Origin of the sequence: Microbacterium meiriae (genome assembly GCF_040685015.1) — a bacterium.
GTDB classification, from domain to species: Bacteria; Actinomycetota; Actinomycetes; order Actinomycetales; family Microbacteriaceae; genus Microbacterium; species Microbacterium meiriae.
Genome location: NZ_JBFBHD010000002.1, coordinates 819,708 through 834,114 on the forward strand (window position 1 = coordinate 819,708; position 14,407 = coordinate 834,114).

General features: G+C 68.8%; 17 protein-coding genes. 3 read left to right on the forward strand and 14 right to left on the reverse strand.

The annotated features are described in order from the left end of the window. Positions 1-46: 46 nt before the first annotated feature. The 12 genes from AB0N68_RS12530 to AB0N68_RS12585 all read right to left on the reverse strand — a co-directional run bounded on the left by AB0N68_RS12530 (position 47) and on the right by AB0N68_RS12585 (position 11,561). Complete coding sequence (locus tag AB0N68_RS12530; protein WP_232089223.1) at positions 47-613, reverse strand: regulatory protein RecX; 567 nt, start codon at positions 611-613, stop codon at positions 47-49. 281 nt (positions 614-894) lie between these two features. Next, positions 895-1,941, reverse strand: coding sequence for a recombinase RecA (recA, locus tag AB0N68_RS12535; protein WP_187663892.1), 1,047 nt, complete (start codon positions 1,939-1,941; stop codon positions 895-897). Between the two features lie 262 nt (positions 1,942-2,203). Next, positions 2,204-2,428, reverse strand: a complete 225-nt coding sequence (locus tag AB0N68_RS12540; protein ID WP_187663891.1) for a DUF3046 domain-containing protein — start codon at positions 2,426-2,428, stop codon at positions 2,204-2,206. 18 nt (positions 2,429-2,446) lie between these two features. Next, the gene (locus AB0N68_RS12545; protein WP_025103227.1) at positions 2,447-2,755 is read right to left on the reverse strand and encodes a helix-turn-helix domain-containing protein; all 309 of its coding nucleotides are present in this window, start codon (positions 2,753-2,755) and stop codon (positions 2,447-2,449) included. A gap of 141 nt (positions 2,756-2,896) precedes the next feature. Next, entirely contained in the window at positions 2,897-3,385 is a 489-nt protein-coding gene (locus tag AB0N68_RS12550; RefSeq protein ID WP_187663890.1) for a CinA family protein, read from the reverse strand. Beyond that, positions 3,382-3,957 carry a CDP-diacylglycerol--glycerol-3-phosphate 3-phosphatidyltransferase gene (gene pgsA, locus AB0N68_RS12555; protein ID WP_268776433.1) on the reverse strand — a complete coding sequence of 192 codons (576 nt, stop codon included), beginning with the start codon at positions 3,955-3,957 and terminating at the stop codon, positions 3,382-3,384. Before pgsA ends, AB0N68_RS12550 begins: the two co-directional genes overlap by 4 nt. After that, the gene (locus AB0N68_RS12560) at positions 3,957-6,668 is read right to left on the reverse strand and encodes an FtsK/SpoIIIE family DNA translocase (protein WP_280566024.1); all 2,712 of its coding nucleotides are present in this window, start codon (positions 6,666-6,668) and stop codon (positions 3,957-3,959) included. Before AB0N68_RS12560 ends, pgsA begins: the two co-directional genes overlap by 1 nt. Positions 6,669-6,757: 89 nt before the next feature. Continuing rightward, positions 6,758-8,434 (reverse strand): ribonuclease J, encoded by a 1,677-nt coding sequence (locus AB0N68_RS12565; protein WP_259953985.1) that lies wholly within the window; start codon positions 8,432-8,434, stop codon positions 6,758-6,760. 53 nt (positions 8,435-8,487) lie between these two features. Next, positions 8,488-9,465, reverse strand: a complete 978-nt coding sequence (gene dapA, locus AB0N68_RS12570) for a 4-hydroxy-tetrahydrodipicolinate synthase (protein WP_187663886.1) — start codon at positions 9,463-9,465, stop codon at positions 8,488-8,490. 52 nt (positions 9,466-9,517) lie between these two features. Continuing rightward, positions 9,518-10,279 (reverse strand): SDR family NAD(P)-dependent oxidoreductase, encoded by a 762-nt coding sequence (locus AB0N68_RS12575; protein ID WP_259953987.1) that lies wholly within the window; start codon positions 10,277-10,279, stop codon positions 9,518-9,520. Beyond that, the gene (locus AB0N68_RS12580; protein WP_187663884.1) at positions 10,279-10,755 is read right to left on the reverse strand and encodes a dihydrofolate reductase; all 477 of its coding nucleotides are present in this window, start codon (positions 10,753-10,755) and stop codon (positions 10,279-10,281) included. The genes AB0N68_RS12575 and AB0N68_RS12580 overlap by 1 nt, the downstream gene beginning before the upstream one ends. Continuing rightward, positions 10,752-11,561, reverse strand: a complete 810-nt coding sequence (locus AB0N68_RS12585) for a thymidylate synthase (protein WP_280566029.1) — start codon at positions 11,559-11,561, stop codon at positions 10,752-10,754. Before AB0N68_RS12585 ends, AB0N68_RS12580 begins: the two co-directional genes overlap by 4 nt. Positions 11,562-11,674: 113 nt before the next feature. Here AB0N68_RS12585 and AB0N68_RS12590 point away from each other — a divergent pair, with 113 nt between their 5' ends. The 3 genes from AB0N68_RS12590 to AB0N68_RS12600 all read left to right on the forward strand — a co-directional run bounded on the left by AB0N68_RS12590 (position 11,675) and on the right by AB0N68_RS12600 (position 13,203). Beyond that, positions 11,675-12,091, forward strand: coding sequence for a TlpA family protein disulfide reductase (locus tag AB0N68_RS12590; RefSeq protein ID WP_187663882.1), 417 nt, complete (start codon positions 11,675-11,677; stop codon positions 12,089-12,091). 20 nt (positions 12,092-12,111) lie between these two features. Next, positions 12,112-12,693, forward strand: a complete 582-nt coding sequence (locus tag AB0N68_RS12595) for a DUF4395 family protein (RefSeq protein WP_280566031.1) — start codon at positions 12,112-12,114, stop codon at positions 12,691-12,693. Between the two features lie 84 nt (positions 12,694-12,777). Next, positions 12,778-13,203, forward strand: coding sequence for an OsmC family protein (locus AB0N68_RS12600; protein WP_259953991.1), 426 nt, complete (start codon positions 12,778-12,780; stop codon positions 13,201-13,203). A 12-nt stretch (positions 13,204-13,215) separates the two neighbouring features. Here the strand turns inward: AB0N68_RS12600 and AB0N68_RS12605 are convergent, their stop codons facing one another. Together AB0N68_RS12605 and dapB are read right to left on the reverse strand one after the other, a co-directional pair. Continuing rightward, a complete protein-coding gene (locus tag AB0N68_RS12605) occupies positions 13,216-13,626 on the reverse strand; it encodes a tetratricopeptide repeat protein (protein ID WP_396654851.1) in 411 nt (136 codons plus the stop codon). 23 nt (positions 13,627-13,649) lie between these two features. Then, entirely contained in the window at positions 13,650-14,390 is a 741-nt protein-coding gene (dapB, locus tag AB0N68_RS12610) for a 4-hydroxy-tetrahydrodipicolinate reductase (RefSeq protein ID WP_187663878.1), read from the reverse strand. Between the last annotated feature and the right edge of the window lie 17 nt (positions 14,391-14,407).

Genomic DNA, 14,407 nt, shown 5'->3' on the forward strand with positions numbered 1-14,407 from the left:
TGTTCCCATTGTACGAGCGTCACCGAGAGGCGACCGCGTGCGGCTGTCAGTCGGAATCCACGAACCGGACGCCGGAGACGCCGCTACCGAAAGACGCCTCCCGCAGCGCCGTCTTCGCGGCGTTCATGGCGACGGAACCGGCGTATCCGCGGCGCGACAGCTGCCCGACCAATCGCCGTAGTGCCGCGTCGGGATCGAGGCGGCTCATCGAGCGCGCTTTGGTCCGTGCGAACTCCAGCGCCCGCTCCGCGTCATCGTCCGGGAGCTCGTCGAGAGCGGCATCGATGACCTCACGAGGGATGCCCCGCTGTGCCAGCGCCCGGGACAGCGCGACCCGGCCCTGGCCCTTGCGCTCGACCCCGGCCGTGACGAGGAGCTCGGCGAGTACCGCATCGTCGAGATAGCCTCGCCGCATGAAGTCGTCGATGACGTCTTCGATCGCGTCTGCGGCGAGCCCATGGCCCTTCAGCACCAGCCGCGCTTCGGAGACGGACAGCGATCGCGTACGGAGCTTCCGCACCAACGACTCCTCCGCCGTGGTGCGGACCTCCTCCGCGGAGGGCGCGCTCTCGCCGGCCTCTCCCCCACCGTCCGACCGGGACGTGTCACCCACTGCACGCAGCCTGGTCTTCTTCGCACCCGCGGTCCCGCGTGCGGGATGACGTGCGCTGGGAGAACCATCGTCGTCAGCAGTCCGCTTCTCGGCTGTCGCGGGATCGTCCCAGGTCGACCGCCAGAGTCCCGCAGCGTCCGTAGACGGCGCCGACCGGCCGTGCCGACCGGGCGACGCGCCGCTCGCACCGTCATCCGCCGGGCGCTCGGCACGCGCGGTGCCGCCGAAGAGAGGGATGATGGGGGCGATCCGCTCGGAATCGCCCCCACGCTGATCACTCATCAGGCCGGGCGACGCTCGGCCAGCTCATCAGCACCCGGAGCCGCGGCCGGGCCGCCGATACCGAGCTTCTGCTTGATCTGGCTCTCGATCGCCAACGCGATGTCCGCGTTGTTGAGCAGGAACGTCCGCGCGTTCTCCTTGCCCTGGCCCAGCTGATCGCCGTCGTAGGTGTACCACGACCCGGACTTCTTGACGATGCCGTGCTCGACGCCGAAGTCGATCAGACTGCCCTCGCGGGAGATGCCGACGCCGTAGAGGATGTCGAACTCCGCCTGCTTGAAGGGCGGGGCCATCTTGTTCTTCACGACCTTGACCCTGGTGCGGTTTCCGACGGCGTCGGTTCCGTCCTTCAGCGTCTCGATACGACGGATGTCCATGCGGACCGACGCGTAGAACTTCAGCGCCTTACCACCGGCGGTGGTCTCGGGAGAACCGAAGAAGACGCCGATCTTCTCGCGCAGCTGGTTGATGAAGATCATGGTGGTGTTGGTCTGGTTCAGCCCACCGGTGAGCTTACGAAGGGCCTGCGACATGAGTCGCGCCTGCAGACCCACGTGCGAGTCACCCATCTCGCCCTCGATCTCGGCACGGGGCACGAGCGCTGCCACTGAGTCGATGACGATGAGGTCGATGGCTCCGGAGCGCACCAGCATGTCGGCGATCTCCAGCGCCTGCTCACCCGTGTCGGGCTGCGAGACGAGAAGGGCGTCGATGTCGACGCCGAGCTTCGCGGCGTAGTCGGGGTCGAGGGCGTGCTCGGCGTCGATGAACGCCGCGATGCCGCCGGCCCGCTGGGCGTTCGCGATGGCGTGCAGCGTCAGCGTCGTCTTACCCGAGGACTCCGGGCCGTAGATCTCGACGATGCGTCCACGCGGCAGACCTCCCACGCCGAGAGCGACGTCAAGGGCGATGGAGCCGGTGGGGATGACGGCCACAGGGGCGCGCTCATCGCTGCCCAGCCGCATGACCGAGCCCTTTCCGAACTGGCGGTCGATCTGAGCGAGGGCTGTCTCGAGGGACTTCTCGCGGTCGGCGGGTGATGGCATGGTGTGCTCCTTCTGCGCGTGTGCTGCCGCCTGTAGGCTGTCGCGGCTCTTCCGGCTGGAAGGAACTCTCCGACAAGGCGTATGGCTTTTCAGCCTGGCCCTCACGGTACGGCGGGCCTCCGACATTCGGTCGCAGGAGCCGGGGATCGTGGGGATCAGATCCGTCTGACCACTTGTGCAGAAGACTACGCCCGCTTCGAACAGATTTTCGACACCACGCCGGGATCGGCGTGTCGGACATCCGCACACCGGGACGTGACCGTCATCGCCCTCGCGGCTCCAGGCGTCCGACGCCATGACGGCGGGACTCCGGGACGTCCATGTCCGCACAGAGCGCCAACCAGATGTCCCGCGGCGGCACCCCGGCGTCGAGCGCTTCGAGCGCGGTGCGCCCGTCCATCCCGGACAGCACGAGGTCGTTCACCAGAGATGATGCTCGGGCGTGGAACTCGGCATCGACGGCGCGCAGGAACTCACTGCGTCGCATAGAAGGGATCTCCGGGACTCAGCGGAGCGAGAGCTCGGGTTCCACGGACGCGACCAGGTCGTCCGGAACGACGTCCGGGAAGACCTGGATACCCTCGAGGACCGAGATGCGGTCCCCGACCTCGCGCATGATCGTGGAGATGGGGACGTCGAGCGCCTCCGCCACCGAGGCGAGGATCTCGCTCGAGGCCTCCTTCTGACCGCGCTCGACCTCACTGAGGTAACCGAGAGCGACCGAAGCCTTGCTCGCGACCTGGCGGAGCGTCCGCCCCTTCTGCAGACGGAAGTCCCTCAGCACGTCGCCGATCTCCTGTCGTACAAGAATCATCGGAACCTCCTCCGCAGTTCATGGATCGGGGTCTCCCCCGAAGAGACGGCCAGTCTAGTCCTCCTGGCTTGCACAGAATCTACCCTTGCACTCTGTGGTTTGAATGTGAGCACATCCGTATCAACATGACGCTGCACGTCCCTATTCCCGCAGTGCGGCGGCCATCACGTCGAGGACGGCCGCGACCGTCTGCGCCCGCACCGCGTCGCGGTCGCCTCCGAAGCGGAACTGCTCGGTGCGGCTCATGGTCGGCGTCACCACTCCGATGTGGACGGTACCCACAGGTTGGCCGTCCGGGGACTCCGGCCCCGCGATCCCGGTGGTGGACACTCCGACGTCGGCAGGGCGCCCGTCGACCGCGACGGCCTCTCGCACACCGGCGGCCATCTGCCGCGCGACCTCCGCGTGCACCGGCCCGTATCGTTCCAGAAGCTCGGCATCGACCGCGAGCAGGGTGTGCTTGACCGGGGTCGCGTAGGCGACGACGCCGCCGAGAAGCACCGCCGAGGCGCCGGGGACCGCGACGAGCGCCGCAGACACCGCACCGCCGGTGAGGGACTCCGCGACGCCGAGCGTCCAGCCCCGCCCCCGCAGAGCGGTCAGCGCCTCGGTCGGCGTCGTCCCGCTCATCGGCTCTGACGGGCGCCGCGGACCTGCGCGACGATGTAGTCGATGCCGCTGACCACGGTGAGCACCAGAACGATGACCATCAGGACGGTGGTCACGACGGTCCAGGGCCCGAGACCGATGAACACATGCAACGGCAGGAGGGCCCACCCGAGAGCGACGCCCTGAAACGCTGTCTTGATCTTGCCCATCCAGGCGGCCGCCACCACGTGCTCGCTCGCGACGACCAGGCGATGGATGGTGATCCCCCACTCGCGGACGAGGATGACCGCGACGATCCACCAGGAGACCTCGCCGAGGATCGCCAGCCCTACGAATCCCGCGCCGGTGAGGAGCTTGTCCGCGATCGGATCCCACAGCTTCCCGAAGTCGCTGACGATGTCGTACCGGCGGGCGAGATAGCCGTCAACCCAGTCGGTGGAGATGGCCACGATGAAGAGGACGGCGGCGATCCAGCGCACGGTGAGGTCGGTGAGACCGTATGTCCCGCCGACGAGCAGGAGGACGAAGAACACCACGGCGAGCGGGATGCGCGCCACGGTGATCGCGTTGGGGAGCTGTCGGGGAATCGCCATCAGTCGCGTCCCGTCAGGCCCCAGGCGTCTTCGTCGCCCTCTGCTTCGACGACCGGCAGGCCGTCGTACTGAGCCTCCAGCGGATCGCGTTCGGCCGGTGGCGCTGCGGCGGCGGGCGCAGCCGGTGCAGCGGGAGCCGACGGCACGTCCTCGCCACGGAGCTTCGCCATGACCTGCGGCAGCTGCTCGGGGGTCGCGAGCACATCCCGGGCCTTCGAGCCCTCCGAGGGGCCGACGACCTCACGCGACTCGAGGAGATCCATCAGGCGTCCCGCCTTGGCGAACCCGACCCGCAGTTTGCGCTGGAGCATGGACGTCGATCCGAACTGCGAGGAGACGATGAGCTCGGCCGCCGCGAGCAGGAGCTCGAGGTCGTCGCCGATGTCCTCGTCGACCTCCTTCTTCTTCGCCGGCTCCATCGCCTCCTGGACGTCCGCGCGGTACTCGGGACGCGCCTGACGCGTGACGTGCTTGACGACCGCGTCGATCTCCTTCTCGTCGACCCACGCGCCCTGCAGGCGGAACGGCTTCGACGATCCCATGGGCGAGAACAGGGCATCACCCTGGCCGATGAGCTTGTCGGCGCCGGGGCTGTCGAGGATCACGCGGCTGTCCGTGACGCTCGTCACCGCGAACGCGAGGCGGGACGGCACGTTCGCCTTGATGAGGCCGGTGACCACGTCGACGCTCGGGCGCTGCGTGGCGAGCACCAGGTGGATGCCGGAGGCACGGGCGAGCTGCGTGATGCGGACGATCGAGTCCTCGACGTCCCGCGGCGCGACCATCATGAGGTCCGCGAGCTCGTCGACCACGACGAGGAGGTACGGGTACGGCTTGAGCACGCGCTCGCTGCCCGGGGGCACCTCCACCTCCCCCGCTCGCACGGCGCGGTTGAAGTCGTCGATGTGGCGGAAGCCGAACGACGCGAGGTCGTCGTACCGCATGTCCATCTCCTTCACGACCCACTGCAGCGCCTCTGCGGCCTTCTTCGGGTTCGTGATGATGGGGGTGATCAGGTGCGGGACACCCGCGTAGCTGGTGAGCTCCACGCGCTTCGGGTCGATGAGGACCATGCGCACGTCGGAGGGGCGGGCCCGCATGAGGAGGCTCGTGATCATCGAGTTCACGAAGCTCGACTTACCGGACCCCGTCGAGCCCGCCACCAGGAGGTGCGGCATCTTCGCGAGGTTGGCGACGACGAAGTTGCCGCCCACGTCCTTGCCGACGCCGATCGTGAGCGGGTGCGTGCTCTTCTGCGCTGCACCTGAGCGCAGCACGTCGCCGAGGGCGACCGTCTCGCGGTCGGTGTTCGGGATCTCGATGCCGATCGCACTCTTGCCGGGGATCGGTGAGAGGATGCGCACGTCGTTGGAAGCGACGGCATAGGCGAAGTTGTTGCTCAGCTGGAGGATCTTCTCCACCTTGACGCCGTGGCCGACCTCGACCTCGTACTGGGTGACCGTCGGACCGCGGGAGAAGCCGGTGACCTTGGCATCGACCTTGAACTGGTCCAGGACGCTGGTGATCTGCTCGACGATGCGGTCGTTCGCCTCGGAGCGGGCGACCGATGGCGGACCCTCGGACAGCACTCCCGGCGACGGGAGGATGTACGGGGCCACCGGCGCCTGCGGACCGCGGTCGCCGGGTCCCTCAGTGCCGAACCCGTCGAGCCCGGGGAGCTCCGGCATCTCGCCGGTGTCGGACTCATCGTCCAGCAGCGCGGTCGTCTGCTGCTCCGCGAGCGTGTCGGTGACGGAGCGGACGTCGCTCAGCACCTCGGTCGCGGCATCGTACGGGTTCGCCACCGTCACCGCCTGGTCGTACGCCGGGGTGGCCTCCGTGGTGGACAGGAGCGCCGTGATGTCGTCGGACGCGAGCGTGCCCTCGTCAGGATCTTCCTCGCGGCCGGTCTTGTTGCGCCGCCACCAGGGCAGCACGTCGGGGTCGTCGACCTTGTCGGCCTCGTCGACCGTGGCCGAGGCGTCCTTCGCCGGCTTCTCCGGGCGCTCGGCGTCGAACATCCAGGCGTAGAGGTCTCCGAGCCGCGCACCGATGCGGTTCGGCGGTGTCTTCGTGAGGATCAGGATGCTGAGGGCGGCGAGGAGCCCGAGGACGATGTAGGCGGGGATGTCGGTGAGGTACGTGAGGGGCTGCCCCACAAGCCAGCCGAGCAGACCGCCGGACTCGCTCAGCGCGGGCATGCCCTGGTTGGGGTGGGGACGGGGACCGGCGACGTGGAAGATCCCCGCGAGGGCGAGGACGAACATGCCGAAGCCGATCCCGATGCGGCCGTTGTCGTGCACCGACGACGGGTGCCGGAACAGCCAGCCCGCCAAGAGCAGCAGAAGCACGGGCATGATGAACGCCACGCGGCCCACGAAGAGGCCCACGGAGTAGGCACTGATGTTCGACGCGACCTCGTTGCCGATGAAGAACCACTCGTTGACGGCACCGAGGGCCGCCAGGATGACCAGGAGCAACGGGAATCCGTCCCTCCGGTCGTCCTTCTGCAGCGTCTCCGGTCCGAATGCGCGGAAGAGTCCGCCGACGCCGTGCGCGAGCCCGGTCCAGGCGCGCGCGGCGACAGACGGCTTGTCCGCGTCATCGATGTACTTCTTGGGGGCGGGCTGCGCCTTGGGAGCCGCCTGCCGCTTGGGGCGCGACGGCGCGCTCGTCGAGGCGCGCTCGGTCTTGGTGCTGCTCCTGGCCATGCCTCCACGGTACGACCCGCGACCGACATCTCCGCGTCACCACGCGGAATTCGCCGATACGGCGCGCGACAGCACGCCGTATCGGAGGGTCAGGCCTCGATGACGAGAGGCACGATCATCGGACGGCGGCGCAGCTTCTGGTTCACCCAACGACCGATCGTCCGGCGGACGACCTGGGACAGCGCATGCGTGTCACGCACCCCGTTGCCCGACGCCTCCTTGAGCGCGGCGACGATCTTCGGCGCGACGTCGTCGAAGACCGCGTCGTCCTCCGCCACACCTCGGGCGTGGATCTCGGGACCCGAGATGATGCGTCCGGTCGTGGCGTCCACGACGACGATGACCGAGATGAAGCCCTCTTCTCCGAGGATGCGGCGGTCCTTGAGGTCGGCATCGGTGATCTCGCCGACGGTCGAGCCGTCGACGTAGACGAAGCCGAGGTCGAGCTGGCCCGCGACCTTCGCGATGCCGCCCTTGAGGTCGATCACGGTGCCGTTCGAGGCGATGATCGTGTTGTCCTCCGGCACCCCGGTGTCCTGTGCAAGCTTGGCATTGGCGATGAGGTGCCGGTACTCGCCGTGGACCGGCAGGACGTTCTTCGGCTTGAGGATGTTGTAGCAGTAGATGAGCTCACCCGCGGCGGCGTGTCCGGAGACATGCACCTTCGCGTTCGCCTTGTGCACGACGTTGGCGCCGAGCTTGGTCAAGCCGTCGATGACGCGGTAGACCGCGTTCTCGTTGCCCGGGATGAGGCTGGAGGCGAGGATGACGGTGTCGCCCTCGCTGATCTCGATCGCGTGGTCCATGTTCGCCATCCGGCTCAGCACGGCCATCGGCTCGCCCTGCGACCCTGTCGACATGTAGACGATCTGCTCGTCCGGGAGGTCGCGTGCCTTCTTGAAGTCGATCAGCACGCCCGACGGCACCTTCAGATAGCCGAGCTGCTCGGCGATCGTCATGTTCCGCACCATGCTGCGTCCGAGGAACGCGACGCGGCGCCCGTTGGCGTGTGCGGCATCGATCACCTGCTGCACGCGATGGACGTGGCTGGAGAAGCTCGCGACGATGACGCGACGCGGCGCCTTCGCGATGACCTGGTCGAGCACGGGGCCGATGGAGCGTTCCGTCGGGGTGAAACCGGGAACGTCGGCGTTGGTCGAGTCGACGAGGAACAGGTCGACGCCCTCTTCCCCGAGGCGGGCGAACGCGCGCAGGTCGGTGATCCGACCGTCCAGCGGCAGCTGGTCCATCTTGAAGTCGCCGGTGGCGAGGACCATGCCGGCAGGGGTGCGGATGGCCACCGCCAAGGCGTCCGGGATGGAGTGGTTGACCGCGACGAACTCCAGGTCGAACGGACCGACCCGCTCCTCCTGACCCTCCTTCACGGTGAGGGTGAAGGCCTTGATGCGGTGCTCCTTGAGCTTCGCCTCGACCAGCGCGAGCGTGAGCCCGGAGCCGATCAGGGGGATGTCGCTCTTCAGACGCAGGAGGTAGGGCACGGCACCGATGTGGTCCTCGTGACCGTGTGTGAGCACCACGCCGACGATGTCATCGAGGCGATCACGGATCGGCTCGAAGTCCGGGAGGATCAGGTCGACCCCCGGCTGGTGCTCCTCCGGGAAGAGCACGCCGCAGTCGACGATCAGGATCTTCCCGTCGTACTCGAACATGGTCATGTTGCGACCGATCTCCCCCAGGCCGCCGATCGGGATGACCCGGAGCGTCCCTTCGTCGAGAGCGGACGGTTCGGCCAGGGGAATGGACATGCTGTCTCCTCAGTCGGACACTCCACGCGTCCGTTCGTTCATGGTGACGCGGCTCAGCGCGTCGTGCCGTGCACCTTCGGCAGGGCGCCGCCCGCGGCCGCGTTGCGGTCGGGCCGGAAGTTCGAGAAGTCCGCCCCCGGCACGCCGCTGACGAGGTCGAGCTCGTCCTCGATGAGGGCGGCCTCCCACTCTTCCGGGCCGACGAGGGGAAGGCGGACGCGCGGGCTGGAGATGCGACCCAGCCCGTGCAGGATGTACTTCGCGGCGACGGTGCCGGGGACGTGCGTCATGACAGCGCGGACCAGCGGCTCCAGGCGCTTGTGCTCCGCAGTCGCCGTGGCGAGGTCGCCGCGGTTCACGGCGTCGATGATCGTGCGGTAGGGCGCGGACGCCACGTTCGCGGTCACGCCGATGAGGCCGGTCGCACCGATCGACAGGTGCGGAAGCACATTCGCGTCATCACCGGAGAAGTACATGAGGTCGGTCTGATTGAGCACGCGGCTCACCTCGGAGAAGTCGCCCTTGGCGTCCTTCACCGCGAGGATGTTCGGGTGCTTGGCGAGCCGGAGGATCGTCTCGTACTTGATCGGCACACCGGTGCGCCCGGGGATGTCGTACAGGATGACCGGCAGATCGGTCGCGTCGGCGACGAGCCGGAAGTGGGTGAGGATGCCGGCCTGCGTCGGCTTGTTGTAATACGGCGTGACGATCATGATGCCGTCGGCGCCGGCCTTCTCGCTGGCCTTGTACAGCTCGATGGCGTGCGCGGTCTCGTTCGATCCGCCGCCCGTGATGATCTTCGCCCGGCCGGCGGAGACGGACTTCCCGACCTCGACGAGCTTGAGCTTCTCGGGGTCCGTCAGGGTCGAGGTCTCGCCGGTCGTTCCCGTCACGACGATGCCGTCCGCGCCTGCGGTGATCACGTCATCGATGTGCTTCTCGACGGCGGGCCAGTCGACTTCGCCGTCGGCCGTCATCGGAGTGACGAGCGCGACGAGAACCTGTCCGAAAGGGTTGCCCGAGTGCGTCATGCGTCCAGCGTATCGGGTCGGATGCCGCTGCCGCGGACGGTGACGGGAACCGTCAGACCCGACCCCGACGCGCGACCGCCGCGGTGAGGGATCGGGGCAGCACCTTCGTCACGGCGACGACGGCCTTGTAACGCAGCGAGGGGATGGACACGGACTTCCCGCGCGCGGCGTCCCGGAGGCCTTCGCGCACGACGTCTCGGGCATCGAGCCACAGGAACGACGGCACGCCCTCCTCGCCGACCGCGAGACCCATCCGCTCGTGGAACGACGTGTGCGTGAAGCCGGGGCAGAGCGCGGTGACGCTCACGCCGTCCGGACCGTAGGCCGTGTTCGCCCAGCGGCTGAAGTCGATGAGCCAGGCCTTGCACGCGGAGTACGTCGATCGAGAGATGAAACCTGCGACCGAGGCGACGTTGATGATCCGGCCGCCCCGCCCCCGCATGGTCTGCAGGGCCGCGTGCATGAGGCGCATGGAGGCCTCGACGTGCAGGCGCAGATGCCGCACCTCGTCCTCGATGTCATTGTCGGCGAACTGCAGCGGCAGCCCGAAGCCGGCGTTGTTCACGAGCAGGTCGATCGGGTCGTCCCGGTCGCGGAGCCGAGCCGTGACGCGTTCGACGCCGTCCTCCTCGGACAGGTCGGCCGGAAGCACCTCGACGGCCACTCCCCACTCGCCGCGCAGCTCCGTCGCAAGAGCCGACAGCGACTCCTCCGAGCGGGCCACGAGCACGAGATCGGCGCGCCGACGAGCCAGCTGACGGGCGAACTCGGCTCCCAGCCCGGCGCTGGCTCCGGTGATCAGTGCGGTGGGCATCAGCGCTCGTACCTCACGAAGCGATACCGGACGCCGGTACGGGACGTCAGCCAGTCCCCCTCGTCGACCACGCGCCACCCGGTCTTGGGCGGAGCGAACGTGTCGCCGGCGACCTCGAGGTCGAGCTCGGTGACCTCGAGCCGGTCAGCGTCGGCGATCACCTGACGGAAGATCTCCGCCCCGCCGATGATCCACACCTTCTCCTGGCCGCGGACGGCCTCGGACACCGTGGCCGCACGGCGGGCGCCGTCGGCCGCCCAGTCCTGCTGGCGGGTCACGACGATGTTGTCGCGCCCGGGGAGCGGCCGGAACCGTTCCGGCAGCGAATCCCAGGTCTTCCGTCCCATGACGACAGGTGCGCCCTGCGTGGTCTCCTTGAAGTGCGCCAGGTCCTCCGGCACATACCAGGGCATACCGCCCTCAGCACCGATGACGCCTCCGGCGGCCTCGGCCCAGATGAGTCCCACCCAGGTCATACCGCCACCGCCGCCCGGATCGGTGCATGGTGCTGGTAGTCCTCGACGACGAAGTCCTCGAACCGGTAGTCGAAGATCGAGTCCGGCTTCCGCGCGAACCGCAGCGTCGGGTACGGGTAGGCCTCTCGCGTGAGCTGCTCACGCACCTGCTCGACGTGGTTGTCGTAGACGTGGCAGTCCCCGCCGGTCCAGACGAAGTCGCCCGGCTCCAGCCCCACCTGCTGCGCGATCATCATCGTCAGCAACGCGTAGGAGGCGATGTTGAAGGGCACGCCGAGGAACATGTCCGCGCTGCGCTGGTAGAGCTGACAGGAGAGCTTGCCGTCGGCGACGTAGAACTGGAACAGCGCGTGGCACGGTGCGAGGGCCATGTCCGGGATGTCCGCGGGGTTCCAGGCAGACACGAGAAGGCGCCGCGAGTCCGGCGACGTCCGGATCTGCTCGATGACCTCGGCCAGCTGATCGATGCTGCCGCCGTCGGGAGTCGGCCAGGATCGCCACTGGACGCCGTACACGGGGCCGAGGTCGCCGTCCTCGGCCGCCCACTCGTCCCAGATCGAGACGCCGTTCTCCTGCAGCCAGCGGACATTGGAATCGCCGCGCAGGAACCAGAGCAGCTCATACGCGATGGACTTGAAGTGGACGCGCTTCGTGGTGATGAGCGGGAAGCCCTCCGCGAGATCGAAGCGGATCTGCCGCCCGAACACGCTCGTGGTCCCGGTCCCTGTGCGATCGCTCTTGTGCGTGCCCGTCTCGAGCACGTCGCGGAGCAGGTCTTCGTACGGAGTCGGGACAGCGGCGCTCATGGTTGTCAGGATACCCGCCTCGGTCGCCCCGAAGGCGGTGTCATCGGCGCGATGTTCTCGTCACGGATGGACACATCGCGGCACCCCTGGTCCTCCGGCCGTACGCTCGACGTGTGTCCCCCGCACTCGCCCTCGCCGCCGTGGCCGCGCTTCTCGCACTCGCCACCCTCGTCGGTCTCGCGCTTCGTCGGCGTGAGGGTCGTCGACGCAACGGCGGCGACCTGAGGTTCGAGCCGGCGGATGCGGCGGGCGCAGCCTTCGGCGCGAGCGCGACCCTCGTGCAGTTCAGCACCGAGATGTGCACCCGGTGTCCGCAGGTGCGCCGGCTGCTCGGCGCGTACGCTGCCGAGACGACAGGGCTCGCACACATCGAGGTCGACCTCACGCACCGACCCGACCTCTCCGCCCGGTACCGGGTGTTGCAGACCCCCACCACGTTCCTCGTCGACGCCTCGGGTGTCGTCCGAGCCCGATTCGGGGGCGTGCCCGCCCGGGATGCCCTGGCCACAGCCGTCGCCACCCTCGTCTGAAGCGCAGTCTGGAGAACCCGATGACGACATCCGCTGGGATCGACCCGCGAGGCCCCCGTTTCGCCGCCGCGATCACCGCATTCCTCCTCGCCGTTGCGACGTTCCTCGCACTCATCGGCATCTCCACGACTCCCGCCGGCGCAGAGCGCGCCGGCTGGTTCGCCGTCCAGCCGCAGAGCGGCTCCGTCTTCGTACCGGCGGGCGCGTGGGCACTGCCGTCAGTAGAGCCCGTCGCGCGCGTGCTCGACCCGGGCTTCCTCCTTGCGACGCTGATCGCGCTGCTGTTCCTCTGGGGAGTGGTCTCGCCGGCCACCGCACCGTGGGGCGTGCTCTACCGCCGCCTCGTCCGTCCGCGCCTGGCGCCGCCCGTCGAACTGGAGGATCCCCGCCCCCCGCGGTTCGCCCAAGGCGTGGGCCTCGTCGTGGTGGGGCTCGGCCTCCTGCTCCACCTCGCCGGCGTGCCGTGGGCCCTTCCGATCGCCACCGCCGCAGCGTTCCTCGCCGCTTTCCTCAACGCCGTGTTCGCATTCTGTCTCGGCTGCCAGCTCTACCTCCTGCTGCAGCGCGTCGGGCTGACCGGGAGAACGCGCCGCACCGCGTGATCCCGGTTTCCGACGGCCGGGTCGCTCGGTAGGCTGGCGACCAAGCGACGCCGCTCCCCCGGTGGCGTCAGAACCGGAGGAACCATGCCCGTCACCAGTGAAGCCGCCGCCACCTGGACCGGATCGCTCATGGAGGGTTCCGGCACGGTCGCCTTCTCCTCCTCGCATCTGGGGACGTTCCCGATCGACTGGAAGTCCCGCAGCGAGGGCAGCGACACCACCACGACGCCGGAAGAGCTCATCGCCGCGGCCCACGCCTCCTGCTTCAGCATGGCGCTCTCGCACGCCCTCGCCGAGAACGGCACCCCGCCGGAGCGCGTCGACACCAGCGCCTCGGTCACTTTCAAGCCAGGCGTCGGCATCACCGGCAGCCACCTCAACGTCAACGCCACGGTTCCGGGTCTGACTCCGGAGAAGTTCCAGGAGATCGCCGAGGGCGCCAAGACCGGGTGCCCGGTGTCCCAGGCTCTCGCAGGCATCGAGATCACCCTCGAGGCGACGCTCGCCTGAGCTCCGTGGACGTCAGGCGCGGGACAGGCTGATCGCCTGCCGGATGCTCGCCCTGGCGTCCTTCCTGCGCCCCGCGGCATCCTGCACGACGCCGAGCCGGTAGCGCGCACGCCAGTCCGTGGGTGCCGCCTCCGCTTCCGCCGTGTAGCGCGCGACGAGCGCGTCCGCGTCCTTCCTGGCGATGCGGCCACTGGGCGTGAGCTCGGTCTCGACCGGCGGCATTCCGCCTTCGGCGTCGAGCAGACGCCCCAGACGATCCGCTCCGAAACCGAAGAGCATCTCGCGAACCAGGGCCCATCCGCCGACGGGGGCGAGCACGAGGAGGGTGACGCCCATCCCGATGGAGACCGGCGTCCCGACGGCCAGGAACATGACCGCGAGCCAGCCCGCGACCGCGAGGTACAGCAGGAGGGCCGCCGCCATCAGTGCGACCCCGATCCGCGACATCACGAGCGGATGCCGATGTCGAGCATGTTCTCCAGACCGACCACGACTCCGGACGCGGTGGCCGCATACGGCACAGCCAGCCGGATCCCCGGCGCGTAGGCCAGCGCCGGGTCGGTGGTGTCATGCGTGAACGTGAGCGACTCCCCCGGCCCGGACAGGATCACCTCCTGCTTCGCGATCACCCCGGGCCGCCGGAGGGAGTGGATGGGCACGCTGCCGACCTGCTGCCCCCGCGCGCGCTGATCCGCATGCGGGGCGCTGACGGGGCCCTGGGACGCCCTCGCGGCGGCGATCAACTCCGCCGTGCGGACGGCGGTACCGCTCGGGGAGTCGACCTTGGTCTCCCGATGCGCCTCGACGATCTCCGCGGAGCCGAAGTACGGCGCGGCGGCCGCGGCGAGGGCCGAACCGAGCACGGAGCCGAGGGAGAAGTTGGGGATGAAGACCGCTCCGGTGTCAGCGGCCTCGACCAGCGGCCGCACGAGCGCGATCCGCTCGGCCGACCAGCCGGAGGTGGCGACGAGGATGTTGAGGCCGTGCTCGACGGCGGTGCGGACCACATCGATGCTGATCTGCGGAGTGGACGCGTCGATCACGAGGTCCGCTCCCGCGAGCTCCGAAAGGTCACTCGCCGAGGTCAGCACCCGGCTCACCTCGAAGCCTTCCAGCTCGCCGATCACCGCGCCGATGATCGTTCCGAGCTTTCCGGTCCCGCCGACGAGGGCTACCTTCGTGGTCATGCGTCCAGTCTATTTTC

Coding starts and splice junctions, on each gene's coding strand:
- recA (WP_187663892.1), bottom strand. CDS start 1,941: ATGCCATCACCCGCCGACCGCGAGAAGTCCCTCGAGACAGCCCTCGCT.
- AB0N68_RS12540 (WP_187663891.1), bottom strand. CDS start 2,428: ATGCGACGCAGTGAGTTCCTGCGCGCCGTCGATGCCGAGTTCCACGCC.
- AB0N68_RS12545 (WP_025103227.1), bottom strand. CDS start 2,755: ATGATTCTTGTACGACAGGAGATCGGCGACGTGCTGAGGGACTTCCGT.
- AB0N68_RS12550 (WP_187663890.1), bottom strand. CDS start 3,385: ATGAGCGGGACGACGCCGACCGAGGCGCTGACCGCTCTGCGGGGGCGG.
- pgsA (WP_268776433.1), bottom strand. CDS start 3,957: ATGGCGATTCCCCGACAGCTCCCCAACGCGATCACCGTGGCGCGCATC.
- AB0N68_RS12560 (WP_280566024.1), bottom strand. CDS start 6,668: ATGGCCAGGAGCAGCACCAAGACCGAGCGCGCCTCGACGAGCGCGCCG.
- AB0N68_RS12565 (WP_259953985.1), bottom strand. CDS start 8,434: ATGTCCATTCCCCTGGCCGAACCGTCCGCTCTCGACGAAGGGACGCTC.
- dapA (WP_187663886.1), bottom strand. CDS start 9,465: ATGACGCACTCGGGCAACCCTTTCGGACAGGTTCTCGTCGCGCTCGTC.
- AB0N68_RS12575 (WP_259953987.1), bottom strand. CDS start 10,279: ATGCCCACCGCACTGATCACCGGAGCCAGCGCCGGGCTGGGAGCCGAG.
- AB0N68_RS12580 (WP_187663884.1), bottom strand. CDS start 10,755: ATGACCTGGGTGGGACTCATCTGGGCCGAGGCCGCCGGAGGCGTCATC.
- AB0N68_RS12585 (WP_280566029.1), bottom strand. CDS start 11,561: ATGAGCGCCGCTGTCCCGACTCCGTACGAAGACCTGCTCCGCGACGTG.
- AB0N68_RS12595 (WP_280566031.1), top strand. CDS start 12,112: ATGACGACATCCGCTGGGATCGACCCGCGAGGCCCCCGTTTCGCCGCC.
- AB0N68_RS12600 (WP_259953991.1), top strand. CDS start 12,778: ATGCCCGTCACCAGTGAAGCCGCCGCCACCTGGACCGGATCGCTCATG.
- AB0N68_RS12605 (WP_396654851.1), bottom strand. CDS start 13,626: ATGGCGGCGGCCCTCCTGCTGTACCTCGCGGTCGCGGGCTGGCTCGCG.
- dapB (WP_187663878.1), bottom strand. CDS start 14,390: ATGACCACGAAGGTAGCCCTCGTCGGCGGGACCGGAAAGCTCGGAACG.